This is a genomic window from Kribbella sp. NPDC050281, assembly GCF_040655855.1.
GTDB lineage: Bacteria > Actinomycetota > Actinomycetes > Propionibacteriales > Kribbellaceae > Kribbella.
In genome coordinates this window covers 117,197-129,479 of the sequence record NZ_JBFAKS010000009.1, presented here as the reverse complement: position 1 = coordinate 129,479, position 12,283 = coordinate 117,197, and the positions used below count along the sequence as shown (strand labels likewise).

Here is a 12,283-nt window from a genome sequence, read left to right as displayed (position 1 = left end):
ACGCCTCGCTTCAGGCGCCGGCTACCTCGGACTCCTCGACGTCGCCCTTCGCCTCCGGGTTCAGTACTCCCCAGGAGATGAAGCGCTCGGTCAGAGTCGTCGGCGACTCGTCGTAGATCACCGCGAGCGTGCGCATGTCGTCCTGACGGATCGACAGCACCTTGCCGTTGTAGTCCCCGCGCTGAGCCTGGATCGTGGCCGCGTACCGCGTCAGCGGACCGGCCTCGCTCGCGTCGAGGTGTTGCAGAGCCTCCAGGTCGAGGATCAACCGGGGCGGAGCGGCAGCCGCAGCGGCCGCGCTGGCGGAACCAGGCAGCAGTTCACGGATCGGCACGCCGTAGAAATCGGCGAGCTCCGCGAGCTTCTGGACCGTGACGGCCCGATCGCCGCGCTCGTACGAGCCGACGACGACCGCCTTCCAGCGACCCTTGGACTTCTCTTCCACGCCATGCAGCGACAGTCCCTGCTGCTGGCGGATGGCACGTAGCTTGCCACCCAGTGTCTTCGCGTATTCGCTAGGCACGCTGGTTCTTCCCTCCGACTAGTTTCGTCTGGTCCGGCCTGCCGGAACGGGCCGGTCGGTGAAACCCCCTCGATTACACAGAGTAACAATATTCCGGGCCAGAGGCCAGCGTCAAGACGGCGTGTCACATCCGATACCATGTCAAGCGGTCCGAACGTCCTTTAAAGACCCGTCCAGAGAGGCGGGAAAGGAGGAACGGTAGCGATGAGCCCTGCCCACAGCGCAGAGTCCCCAGACGTCACGGCCGCGCCGAAGCGCAGCAGCCGTACGGTCCTGGACGCTTCCGACATTTCCCGGGCATTGACCCGGATCGCGCACGAGATCCTCGAGCGCAACCGCGGTGCCGACCCGGTCGTCCTGCTCGGCATCCCCACCCGAGGCGTCGGCCTGGCCCGGCGTGTCTCCGACCGGATCGCCGCGGTCGAGGGGCAGAGCGTACCGACAGGGTCACTCGATGTGACCATGTACCGCGATGACATCCGGCTCAAACCACCCCGTGGCCTGGAGCACACCGACATCCCGCCCGGCGGCATCGACGGCAAGGTGGTGGTGCTGGTCGACGACGTGCTGTTCTCCGGCCGCACCATCCGGGCCGCGCTGGACGCGATCGGCGACATCGGCCGGCCGCGCGCGGTCCAGCTCGCGGTCCTGGTCGATCGCGGCCACCGCGAACTGCCGATCCGCGCCGACTACGTGGGCAAGAACCTGCCGACCTCCCTGGTCGAGCGCGTCACCGTCCACCTCACCGAGTACGACGGAGCCGACGCGGTCCTGATCGCGGACAAGACCGGAACGGGGGCGAAGGCATGATGAGGCATCTGCTGAGTGCGGGGGATCTGAGCCGGGACGAGGCGAATCTGATCCTGGACACCGCCGAGGAGATGCGGTCGCTGGCCGACCGCCCGATCAAGAAGCTGCCCGCGCTGCGCGGCCGGACCGTGGTGAACCTGTTCTTCGAGGACTCCACCCGGACCCGGATCTCGTTCGAGGCGGCGGCCAAGCGGCTGTCCGCCGACGTGATCAACTTCTCCGCCAAGGGCTCCAGTGTGAGCAAGGGCGAGAGCCTGAAGGACACCGCGCTCACCCTGCAGGCGATGGGTGCCGACGGCGTGGTCTGCCGGCACGGCTCGTCCGGCGCGCCGCACCTGCTCGCCACCTCGGGCTGGATGACCGGCTCGGTGGTCAACGCGGGCGACGGCACCCATGAGCACCCGACCCAGGCGCTGCTCGACGCGTTCACGATGCGCCGTCACCTCGGCTCGCTGGAGGGTCGCCGGATCACGATCGTCGGCGACGTACTGCACTCCCGCGTCGCCCGGTCCAACGTGCTGCTGCTGTCCACGCTCGGCGCGGACGTCACCGTGGTCGCGCCGCCGACACTGCTGCCCGTCGACATGACGAGCTGGCCGTGTGTCACGTCGTACGACCTGGATGCGGCGCTGCCGAAGAGCGACGCGGTGATGATGCTGCGAGTGCAGCGGGAGCGGATGAACGACGCGTTCTTCCCGAGCGCTCGCGAGTACACCCGCCGCTACGGGCTCGATGTGCACCGGATGGCGCAGTTGCCGGACGAGGCGATCGTGCTGCACCCCGGCCCGATGAACCGCGGCATGGAGATCAGCGCCGATGTCGCGGACTCGACCCGCTCGGTCATCGTCGAGCAGGTCACCAACGGAGTGGCCATCCGCATGGCCGTGCTGTACCTACTGCTGTCCGGCAGCAACGAAACCACTGAGGAGCAGACCGCATGAGCTCGTACCTGATCACCGGAGCGAGGATCGTCGGCGGTGAGGTGGCGGACCTGCTGATCGACAACGGCGAGATCGTTGCTGTCGGCACCAACCTCGAGACGCCGGCGGACGTGGAGACGATCGACGCCAAGGGCCTGATCGCGCTGCCCGGGCTGGTCGACCTGCACACGCACCTGCGCGAGCCCGGCCGCGAGGACGCCGAAACCGTCCTCACCGGCACCCGCGCCGCCGCGCTGGGCGGGTTCACCGCGGTGTTCGCGATGGCCAACACCGACCCGGTCGCCGACACCGCAGGCGTCGTCGAGCAGGTCTGGCGCCTCGGCCGCGAGGGCGGGTACGCCGATGTGTTCCCGATCGGCGCGGTCACGGTAGGCCGGCAGGGGTCGCAGCTCGCCGAACTGGGCGCGATGGCGGACTCGGCGGCGCGCGTGCGGGTGTTCTCCGACGACGGCGACTGTGTCTGGGACGCCGCGCTGATGCGCCGGGCGCTGGAGTACGTGAAGGCGTTCGGCGGCGTGATCGCCCAGCACGCGCAGGAGCCGCGGCTCACCCAGGGCGCGCAGATGAACGAGGGAGCGCTCTCCGGCGTCCTCGGCCTGACCGGCTGGCCGAGTGTCGCGGAGGAGGCGATCATCGCCCGCGACATCCTGCTGAACGCGCACGTCGGTTCGAAGCTGCACATCTGCCACCTGTCCACCAAGGGCTCGGTGGAGATCGTCCGGGCGGCGAAGCGACGCGGTCTCGACGTGACCGCCGAGGTCACCCCGCACCACCTGCTGCTGACCGAGGACCTGGCCGCCTCCTACAACCCGGTCTACAAGGTGAACCCGCCGCTGCGGACCAAGCAGGACGTCGAGGCGGTCCGCGAGGGTCTGGCCGACGGGACGATCGACATCGTCGCCACCGACCACGCGCCGCACCCGATCGAGGACAAGGACTGCGAGTGGAGCGCGGCGTCGCCCGGCATGATCGGTCTGGAGACCGCGCTGAGTGTGGTCCAGCACGCGATGGTCGATACCAAGCTGCTGACCTGGGCCGAGGTGGCCGACCGGATGAGCTACCGCCCGGCCGAGATCGGCCAGATCGGTGACCACGGCCGTCCGCTCGAGGCCGGTGCACCGGCGAACGTCGTACTGATCGACCCGGCGGTCGAGCGGACCGTCGTACCGGGGGAGTCGGTGTCGCTGTCGCGGAACACGCCGTTCGAGGGGATGACCCTGCCGGGCCGGGTGGTGGCCACGTTCCTGCGCGGTACGCCGACCGTCCTGGACGGAAAGCCGGCCCGGTGAAGGCCTTCCTGGGCATCCTCGGCACGCTGCTGGTGCTGGCGCTGGCGTACTACGGCATGCTCCGGGGCTGGCGGAACCGCCAGGCCCGGCAGGCCGAGCTGGCACCGCTGCCCGCAGTGCCCGAGAACGACAAGAACTTGTTCAATCAGCGGGGCGTGGAGGGCATCTACGTCGCCACCACCTCGGCCGGCGACTGGATGGACCGGATCGCCGTGCACGAACTGGGCGTCCGCAGTATCGCGGACCTGGCCGTCAGCGAGGCCGGCCTGATCTTCCACCGGCAGGGCGCGGCGGATGTGTTCATCCCCGCGGACCACCTGACCGCCGTCCGGACCGACCGTGGCATCGCCGGCAAGGTGACCGCGGAGAAGTCCGGCCTGGTGGTGGTCACCTGGAACCACGACGGTCGCGAGCTCGACACCGGCTTCCGTCCCCGCCGCAAGGCAGACACCGCACCGCTGACCGAAACCATCGCGACCCTGATCGGAGTCGAGCAAAGATGAGCCAGCCCGCACTGCTGGTCCTGGAGGACGGCCGGTCATTCACCGGTACGTCGTACGGGGCGACCGGCGAGACGTTCGGCGAGGCGGTGTTCACCACCGGGATGACCGGCTACCAGGAGACGCTGACCGACCCGTCGTACCACCGCCAGATCGTCACCCAGACCGCACCGCACATCGGCAACACCGGGGTGAACGACGAGGACGACGAGTCCCAGCGGATCTGGGTCGCCGGGTACGTCGTTCGCGACCCTGCCAGGGTGCCGTCGAACTGGCGCGCCACCCGCTCGCTGGACGACCAACTCAAGGGCCAGGGCATCGTCGGGATCTCCGGCATCGATACCCGGGCACTGACCCGGCACCTGCGCGAGCGCGGCGCGATGCGGGCCGGGATCTCCACCGAGATCCTCGACCCGGACGCGCTGCTGGAGAAGGTCCTGGAGCAGCCACCGATGGTCGGTGCGGACCTTGCCTCCGAGGTCACCACGTTCGAGCCCTACGTGATCCCGGCCGAGGGCGAGAAGCGGTTCACCGTGGTCGCGCTCGACCTCGGGATCAAGTCGATGACGCCCAAGCGGATGGCCGAGCGCGGCATCGAGGTGCACGTCCTGCCGGCCACCGCGACGCTGGAGGAGGTGCTGGCGGTGAACCCGGACGGCATCTTCATGAGCAACGGACCGGGCGACCCGGAGACCACCGAGCACCCGACGGACCTGCTCAAGGCCCTGCTGCAGCGGGGCAAGCCGTACTTCGGGATCTGTTTCGGCAACCAGGTGTTCGGCCGGGCGCTCGGACTGGGCACGTTCAAGCTCAAGTACGGGCACCGCGGGATCAACCAGCCGGTGCTCGACCGGGCCACCGGCAAGGTGGAGATCACGGCGCAGAACCACGGCTTCGCGGTGGACGCGCCGATCGAGCAGACGGTCGAGACCGAGTATGGAACGGCTGAAGTCAGCCATGTTTCCCTCAACGACAACGTGGTCGAAGGGCTGAAGCTCACCGGGAAGGACGGCCGGGTGCTGGCGTTCTCGGTGCAGTACCACCCTGAGGCGGCGGCCGGTCCGCACGACTCCGCCTACCTCTTCGACCGGTTCGTTCAGCTGATGGAAGGGCGGGCCTGATGCCGCGGCGTACAGACATCGAGTCGGTCCTGGTGATCGGCTCCGGCCCGATCGTGATCGGTCAGGCCTGCGAGTTCGACTACTCCGGGACCCAGGCCTGCCGGGTGCTGCGCGAGGAGGGGTTCCGGGTCGTGCTGGTCAACTCCAACCCGGCCACGATCATGACGGACCCGGAGTTCGCCGACGCCACCTACGTCGAGCCGATCACCCCGGAGTACGTCGAGAAGGTGATCGAGAAGGAGCGCCCGAACGCGCTGCTCGCGACGCTGGGCGGCCAGACCGCGCTGAACGCGGCGATCGCCCTGCACGAGAACGGCGTACTGGAGAAGTACGGCGTCGAGCTGATCGGCGCGTCGGTCGACGCGATCCAGCGCGGCGAGAACCGCGAGTCGTTCAAGCACATCGTCGAGAGCCTCGGTGCGGAGGTCGCGCGGTCACGGATCTGCCACACGCTGGACGACGTGTTCGGTGCGGCGGCTGAGCTCGGCTACCCGCTGGTGGTGCGGCCGTCGTTCACGATGGGCGGCGTCGGCTCCGGGATGGCGTACGACGAGGCGGACCTGCGCCGCATCGCGGGCGCCGGACTGCAGGCCAGCCCGACCACCGAGGTGCTGATCGAGGAGTCGATCCTGGGCTGGAAGGAGTACGAGCTGGAGGTGATGCGCGACAAGGCCGACAACGTCGTGATCATCTGCTCGATCGAGAACGTCGACCCGATGGGCGTGCACACCGGCGACTCGGTCACGGTCGCGCCGGCGATGACGCTGACCGACCGCGAGTACCAGGTGATGCGGGACCTTGCCATCGGCATCATCCGCGAGGTCGGCGTCGACACCGGCGGCTGCAACATCCAGTTCGCGGTGAACCCGGCCGACGGCCGGCTGATCGTGATCGAGATGAACCCGCGGGTGTCGCGCTCGTCCGCGCTGGCCTCCAAGGCGACCGGCTTCCCGATCGCCAAGATCGCCGCCAAGGTGGCGATCGGCTACACCCTGGACGAGATCCCGAACGACATCACCCGGCAGACGCCGGCCAGCTTCGAGCCGACGCTGGACTACGTGGTGGTGAAGGTGCCGCGGTTCGCGTTCGAGAAGTTCCCGGCCGCGGACGCCACGCTGACCACGCACATGAAGAGCGTCGGCGAGGCGATGGCGATCGGCCGCAACTACACCGAGGCACTGCAGAAGGCGCTGCGCTCGCTGGAGAAGCCGGAGGCCCGGTTCTCCTGGGCCGGCTCGCCCGCGACCGACCTCGAACCGTTGCTGGAGGCCATCAAGACGCCACACGACGGCCGGCTGCGGACGATCATGGACGCGATCCGGGCCGGGGCGACGCCGGAGCAGATCTTCGATGCGACGAAGATCGACCCCTGGTTCGTGGACCAGCTCTACCTGATCCACGAGATCGCCCTGCAGACCGCGGCCGCGCCGCGGCTCACGCCGGAGGTGCTGCGACTGGCGAAGCGGCACGGGTTCTCGGACCTGCAGCTGGCCGAGATCCGCGGGCTGACGGAGGACGTCGTCCGCGGGGTCCGGCAGGCGCTCGGGATCCGGCCGGTCTACAAGACGGTCGACACCTGTGCGGCCGAGTTCAAGGCCGAGACGCCGTACCACTACTCGTCGTACGACGAGGAGACCGAGGTCGCGGCGCGGACCGAGCCGGCGGTGCTGATCCTGGGGTCGGGGCCGAACCGGATCGGGCAGGGGATCGAGTTCGACTACTCCTGTGTGCACGCGTCGATGGCGCTGCGCGACGCGGGCTACTGCACGGTGATGGTGAACTGCAACCCGGAGACGGTCTCGACCGACTACGACACCTCGGACCGGCTGTACTTCGAGCCGCTCACCTGCGAGGACGTGCTCGAGATCGTGTACGCCGAGATGCAGGCCGGACCGGTCGCCGGGGTGATCGTGCAGCTCGGCGGGCAGACGCCACTGGGTCTGGCCCAGCGGCTCGCGGACGCCGGCGTACCGATCGTGGGTACGTCGCCGGAGGCGATCCACCTGGCTGAGGAGCGGGGCGCGTTCGGGAAGGTGCTCGCGGACGCGGCGCTGCCGGCGCCGAAGCACGGTACGGCGATGTCGGCCGACGAGGCGCGTGAGGTCGCCGAGGAGATCGGGTTCCCGGTGCTCGTGCGGCCGTCGTACGTGCTGGGCGGCCGCGGGATGGAGATCGTCTACAGCGAGGCCGAACTGACCGCGGCGCTGGGACGGCTGAGCGGTGGCACAGGATCGTGGGAGCATCCGGTGCTGATCGACCGGTTCCTCGACGACGCGGTCGAGATCGACGTGGACGGGCTGTTCGACGGCGAGGAGTTGTTCCTCGGTGGCGTGATGGAGCACATCGAGGAGGCCGGGGTGCACTCCGGTGACTCGTCCTGCGCGCTGCCGCCGATCACGCTCGGGAACGCGGACATCGAGAAGATCCGCCAGTCGACCGAGGCGATCGCGCGCGGCGTCGGCGTACGGGGTCTGCTGAACGTGCAGTACGCGCTCGCCGGTGACGTGCTGTACGTGCTGGAGGCGAACCCGCGGGCGTCCCGGACGGTGCCGTTCGTGTCGAAGGCGACCGCGACGCCGCTGGCGAAGGCGGCGGCCCGGGTGATGCTCGGTGCCACGATCGCGTCGCTGCGCGACGAGGGCATGCTGCCGGCCGAGGGCGACGGCGGGACGCTGCCGACGTCCACGCCGATCGCGGTGAAGGAAGCCGTGATGCCGTTCAACCGGTTCCGGACGGTCGACGGCCGGTCGGTGGACACCGTGCTCGGGCCGGAGATGCGCTCGACCGGTGAGGTGATGGGTATCGACGACACGTTCGGTACGGCGTTCGCCAAGTCGCAGGCAGGCGCGTCGCAGCCGCTGCCGGGCGCCGGCAAGGTGTTCGTCTCGGTGGCGAACCGGGACAAGCGGCACATGATCTTCCCGGTGAAGCGGCTGGCCGATCTGGGCTTCGAGATCTACGCGACCGACGGGACGGCCGACGTACTGCGCCGCAACGGGGTCGAGGCGATCACGGTCCGCAAGAACAGCCAGGGTCCGGGCCCGAACGGCGAGCCGACCATCGTCCAGATGGTCCACGACGGCGAACTCGACCTGATCGTCAACACCCCGATCGGGATCACCCAGGGCGGCTCGCCCCGGCTGGACGGATACGAGATCCGCAGCGCCGCGGTGGCCCGGAACATCCCGTGCATCACCACGGTGCAGGGGCTGGCGGCCGCCGTGCAGGGGATCGAGGCGCAACGGGCCGGTGACATCGGCGTACGGTCGCTGCAGGACTGGGTGCCGAGGATCCGCGGTGTATAGCCGCGTCGTCCGGCCGGTCCTGTACCGGCTGGGGAAGGGCGACGCCGAGGTCGCGCACGAGCGGACGCTCAACGCCCTGCGACGGCTGGGCCGCGTTCCGGGTGCCGTCCGCTTGATGTCGCGTTTCCAGACCGGCTCGGAGCGGACGGTCTTCGGCGTGCGCTTCCCGGGTGCCGTCGGCCTGGCCGCGGGCATGGACAAGAACGGGATCGCGCTGCCGGCCTGGCGGGCGCTCGGGTTCGCGTTCGTCGAGGTCGGCACCGTCACCGCGCACCGGCAGCCCGGGAACGAGAAGCCCCGGCTGTTCCGGCTGGTCGAGCACGAGGCCGTGATCAACCGGATGGGGTTCAACAACCTGGGCTCCGAGGCCCTCGCTGCCCGGCTGGCGGCGTACGGACCGCTCGGCTACCCGCTGGGCGTCTCGATCGGGAAGTCGAAGGTGACCCCGCTCGAGAATGCCGTCGAGGACTACGTGACGTCGCTGCGGCGGCTCTACCGGTACGGCGACTACTTCGCGGTCAATGTGTCGTCGCCGAATACGCCGGGGCTGCGCTCCCTGCAGGATGCCGGGCACCTCCGCGAGCTGCTGACAGCGCTGCGGGCTGAGGCTTCGTCGTTGAGCGTCGGCGGTCTGGACGGGAAGCCGATCCTGGTGAAGATCGCGCCGGACCTGACCTCGTCGGCGATCGACGAACTGCTGCAGGTCTGCACCGAGGTCGGCATTGCCGGGATCATCGCCACCAACACCACGATCAGCCGGCCCGGGGTGGAGTCGCACCCGCTGGCGTCCGAGACCGGCGGCCTGTCCGGGCGACCGCTGACCGAGACGGCGGCCAAGACGGTCGCCCACATCCATGCGGAGACCGGGGGAACCCTGCCGATCATCGGTGTCGGCGGCATTCTCGACTCCGCCGACGCGGCCCGGCTGTTCGACGCCGGCGCCAGTCTCGTCCAGATCTACACCGGGCTGATCTACCGCGGCCCCGGCCTTGTCCGTCAGATCAATCGGGGAGTGAGATGAGCAACCAACCCTTCGGCGCCCGGCTCCGGGCCGCCATGGACACCCGCGGCCCGCTGTGCGTGGGCATCGACCCGCACGCGCATCTGCTGGCCGCCTGGGATCTGCCCGACGACCCGGACGGCCTCGCGTCGTTCACGTACGGCGTAGTGGACGCGCTGGCGGACCGGGTCGCGGTGTTCAAGCCGCAGTCGGCGTTCTTCGAGCGGTTCGGCTCGGCCGGGATCGCCGTTCTCGAGCAGGCGACGATCCGGCTGCGGGAGGCCGGTGCGCTGGTCGTCATCGACGCCAAGCGCGGTGACATCGGCTCGACCATGGATGGGTACGCGGCGGCGTACCTGGCGGAGAAGGCGCCGCTCGCGTGCGACGCCTTGACGGTCAGCCCGTACCTCGGGTTCGGGTCGCTGCAGCCGGCCATCGATGTGGCCCGGGAGTCCGGCGCCGGTCTGTTCGTGCTCGCGTTGACCTCGAATCCGGAGGGACCGCAGTTCCAGTCGGCCCGGACCGCGGACGGTCCGACGGTGGCGGGCGCGGTACTGGACGGGTTGCGATCGCTCAACGCCGGCGCTGATGGGCTGGGGTCGTTCGGTGCGGTCGTTGGCGCGACCATCAAGCCGACCGAGGAGGTCCTCGACATCAACGGTCCGCTGCTGGCGCCCGGGCTCGGCGCCCAGGGTGGCACCGCCGAGGGCCTGGCGGCCGTGTTCGGGTCGGCGGTGCGCAACGTCGTACCGTCCAGCTCGCGGGAGATCCTCGGTGCCGGTCCAAGCGCTGGTGCGTTGCAGGACGCGGCCGACCGCGCCAACGACGCGTTCCGGACGGTGCTGGGGTACTGACAAAGGCCGATTTGTTCGATAGAATTTGATTTACCAAATGGCGCGATGAATTTCGCGCCATTTGGTGTTTTTTCTTGAATTCCGTGGCTCTGGCGTGCGATCTTTTCGGCATGTTCATTTCTGGGTTGGAGTTGAGCCGGCGGTTTTATCAGGAGAAGGTGCGACCGGTGGTCGACGTGCCACACAGTGCGGGGCTGATGGGACGCGGCTCGGAGGTGCTCGGGTTCGACGACGAGATGTCGGGGGACCACGACTGGAACCCCCGGGCGCTGGTGTTCGTTCAGGACGGCGTCATGCTGGAGCCGGACGTGCCGGACGAGTTCGAGGGGCGGCGCTCCTTCGTCGAGGTCCACACGCTCCGGTCGTACTACCAGAAGCAGTTGGGATTCGATCCGGATCAGGAACTCGCGGTCCGGGACTGGCTGACGTTTCCGGAGTCTTTCCTGCGGATGCAGACCGCCGGTGGTGTCTTTCACGACGACTTGGGGTTGCAGACCGTGCGGGACCGGTTGAATTACTATCCGCCGGACGTATGGCGCTATTTGCTGATCGCGGCCTGGTGGCGGGTGCATCCGGAAATGAATCTGGTCGGCCGGTCCGGGTACGTCGGGGACGAGCTCGGGTCGGCGGTGATGGGTGCGCACCTCGTCCACGACCTGATGCAGCTGTGTTTCCTCATGGAGCGCGAGTACGCGCCGTACCGGAAGTGGTTCGGTACTGCGTTCAGCCGGCTGCCCTGCGGTCCGGCGGTCGGACCGCTGCTGCGCGAGGTGCTGCGGGCCGAGACCTGGCAGGAGCGGGAGGCGGCGCTGATGGAGGCGTACCGGGCGTTGGGTGAACTGCACAACCGGCTGGAGATCACTCCGCCCATCAAGCTCGGAGTCGAGCAGATGTGTGGCCGGCCGTTCAAGGTGGTCTGGGGCGACTTTCCGGGCGCCCTCGCGGCGGGGATCGAGGATCCGGAGGTGAAGCGGATCGCCGAGCGCTGGCCGGTGGGCGGGATCGAGCGGGTTCGGGAGGCCTTCTGGGGTGTGAACGACCGCCGTCAGTTGGTCGAGCTCCTGGACCGGTGATACAGGCCGGACAGTAGGTCGACTGCCGCCTGGGTCGCGGGGTGCGGGTCCTGACGGTGCCAGATCAGGTGGACGTCGACCGGCGGTGCGTCGCGGAGCGGACGGTAGACGACACCGTCCCGGCGGTACTGCGTTGTCGTCGCCTGCGGAGTGACACCCACGCAACGGCCGGAGGCGATGGCGGACAACCAGTCGTCGACGTCGTGCGTGTACTCGATCCGTGGGCGTGCTTCCTCGGGCCAGAGATCGGCCGTCGTACTGCCGGTCCTTCGGTCGATGACCAGGACGCGGTCGCGGAGTTGGCCGAGGGTGACCGTGCGCTTGCGGGCGAGCGGGTCGTCGGCGGGCATGGCGCAGTACCGGCGTTCCTGGGCGACTGTGGTGTGCGCGAACCGGCGCAGGTCGATGTGGGTGCGGACGACCGCGAGATCGCACAGTCCTTCCGCGAGCCCGCCGGTCGACGTGTTGGTCCGGATCAGCTGCAGTTCGATCTCTGGATGCTCGGCGGCCCATCGCCGCTGGAACTCGGCCGTATGACGTCCCATCGCCGACCAGGCATGCCCGATCCGCAACCGCGTGTGCCCGGTCGTCGCTTCAGTCACCAACTCGTCGACGTCGTTGAGGATCTGGCGAGCCCGTGCCAGCACCTGCACGCCCGCGGTCGTCGGCGTCACTGACCGGCTCGTCCGGTACAGCAGCCGAACACCCAGCCGACCCTCCAGCGCCAACAGATTCCGCGACACCGCGGCCTGGGAGACGCCCAGCTCGATCGCCGCGTCGGTGAACGTCCCGGTGTCCACCACGGCGACCAGGCACCGCAGGTGCCGGAGCTCGAGATCCATAACCCCAGCGTATAGATCGCTGCGC

General features: G+C 69.1%; 11 protein-coding genes. 9 read left to right on the top strand and 2 right to left on the bottom strand.

Going from position 1 to position 12,283, the window contains the following annotated elements; genetic code table 11:
• Nucleotides 1-10 precede the first annotated feature (10 nt).
• Nucleotides 11-523 carry a transcriptional regulator gene (locus tag AB0I34_RS12410; RefSeq protein ID WP_131353620.1) on the bottom strand — a complete coding sequence of 171 codons (513 nt, stop codon included), beginning with the start codon at nt 521-523 and terminating at the stop codon, nt 11-13.
• A gap of 204 nt (nt 524-727) precedes the next feature.
• Between AB0I34_RS12410 and pyrR the strand changes: the two genes are divergently transcribed.
• The 9 genes from pyrR (at nt 728) to AB0I34_RS12365 (ending at nt 11,416) form a co-directional block, all read left to right on the top strand.
• A complete protein-coding gene (pyrR, locus tag AB0I34_RS12405) occupies nt 728-1,333 on the top strand; it encodes a bifunctional pyr operon transcriptional regulator/uracil phosphoribosyltransferase PyrR (protein ID WP_360443820.1) in 606 nt (201 codons plus the stop codon).
• Nucleotides 1,333-2,274: an aspartate carbamoyltransferase catalytic subunit gene (locus AB0I34_RS12400; RefSeq protein WP_360444093.1), complete on the top strand. Its 942-nt coding sequence runs from the start codon at nt 1,333-1,335 to the stop codon at nt 2,272-2,274. Before pyrR ends, AB0I34_RS12400 begins: the two co-directional genes overlap by 1 nt.
• Nucleotides 2,271-3,563: a dihydroorotase gene (locus AB0I34_RS12395; RefSeq protein ID WP_360443817.1), complete on the top strand. Its 1,293-nt coding sequence runs from the start codon at nt 2,271-2,273 to the stop codon at nt 3,561-3,563. Before AB0I34_RS12400 ends, AB0I34_RS12395 begins: the two co-directional genes overlap by 4 nt.
• Nucleotides 3,560-4,066, top strand: coding sequence for a hypothetical protein (locus AB0I34_RS12390; protein WP_360443814.1), 507 nt, complete (start codon nt 3,560-3,562; stop codon nt 4,064-4,066). Before AB0I34_RS12395 ends, AB0I34_RS12390 begins: the two co-directional genes overlap by 4 nt.
• Nucleotides 4,063-5,184, top strand: coding sequence for a glutamine-hydrolyzing carbamoyl-phosphate synthase small subunit (gene carA / locus AB0I34_RS12385; RefSeq protein ID WP_360443811.1), 1,122 nt, complete (start codon nt 4,063-4,065; stop codon nt 5,182-5,184). The genes AB0I34_RS12390 and carA overlap by 4 nt, the downstream gene beginning before the upstream one ends.
• A complete protein-coding gene (gene carB / locus AB0I34_RS12380) occupies nt 5,184-8,489 on the top strand; it encodes a carbamoyl-phosphate synthase large subunit (RefSeq protein WP_360443808.1) in 3,306 nt (1,101 codons plus the stop codon). The genes carA and carB overlap by 1 nt, the downstream gene beginning before the upstream one ends.
• The gene (locus tag AB0I34_RS12375) at nt 8,482-9,510 is read left to right on the top strand and encodes a quinone-dependent dihydroorotate dehydrogenase (protein WP_360443805.1); all 1,029 of its coding nucleotides are present in this window, start codon (nt 8,482-8,484) and stop codon (nt 9,508-9,510) included. The genes carB and AB0I34_RS12375 overlap by 8 nt, the downstream gene beginning before the upstream one ends.
• Nucleotides 9,507-10,343, top strand: a complete 837-nt coding sequence (gene pyrF / locus AB0I34_RS12370) for an orotidine-5'-phosphate decarboxylase (RefSeq protein ID WP_360443802.1) — start codon at nt 9,507-9,509, stop codon at nt 10,341-10,343. The genes AB0I34_RS12375 and pyrF overlap by 4 nt, the downstream gene beginning before the upstream one ends.
• Nucleotides 10,344-10,453: 110 nt before the next feature.
• Nucleotides 10,454-11,416 (top strand): DUF4037 domain-containing protein, encoded by a 963-nt coding sequence (locus AB0I34_RS12365; RefSeq protein WP_360443799.1) that lies wholly within the window; start codon nt 10,454-10,456, stop codon nt 11,414-11,416.
• Here the strand turns inward: AB0I34_RS12365 and AB0I34_RS12360 are convergent.
• Nucleotides 11,389-12,258 (bottom strand): LysR family transcriptional regulator, encoded by an 870-nt coding sequence (locus AB0I34_RS12360; protein WP_360443796.1) that lies wholly within the window; start codon nt 12,256-12,258, stop codon nt 11,389-11,391. The genes AB0I34_RS12365 and AB0I34_RS12360 overlap by 28 nt on opposite strands.
• Nucleotides 12,259-12,283 lie beyond the last annotated feature (25 nt).

Excerpts from the sequence above, each read along its gene's own strand:
- pyrR (WP_360443820.1), top strand. The coding sequence starts at position 728 with ATGAGCCCTGCCCACAGCGCAGAGTCCCCAGACGTCACGGCCGCGCCG.
- AB0I34_RS12400 (WP_360444093.1), top strand. The coding sequence starts at position 1,333 with ATGAGGCATCTGCTGAGTGCGGGGGATCTGAGCCGGGACGAGGCGAAT.
- AB0I34_RS12395 (WP_360443817.1), top strand. The coding sequence starts at position 2,271 with ATGAGCTCGTACCTGATCACCGGAGCGAGGATCGTCGGCGGTGAGGTG.
- carA (WP_360443811.1), top strand. The coding sequence starts at position 4,063 with ATGAGCCAGCCCGCACTGCTGGTCCTGGAGGACGGCCGGTCATTCACC.
- carB (WP_360443808.1), top strand. The coding sequence starts at position 5,184 with ATGCCGCGGCGTACAGACATCGAGTCGGTCCTGGTGATCGGCTCCGGC.
- pyrF (WP_360443802.1), top strand. The coding sequence starts at position 9,507 with ATGAGCAACCAACCCTTCGGCGCCCGGCTCCGGGCCGCCATGGACACC.
- AB0I34_RS12365 (WP_360443799.1), top strand. The coding sequence starts at position 10,454 with ATGTTCATTTCTGGGTTGGAGTTGAGCCGGCGGTTTTATCAGGAGAAG.
- AB0I34_RS12360 (WP_360443796.1), bottom strand. The coding sequence starts at position 12,258 with ATGGATCTCGAGCTCCGGCACCTGCGGTGCCTGGTCGCCGTGGTGGAC.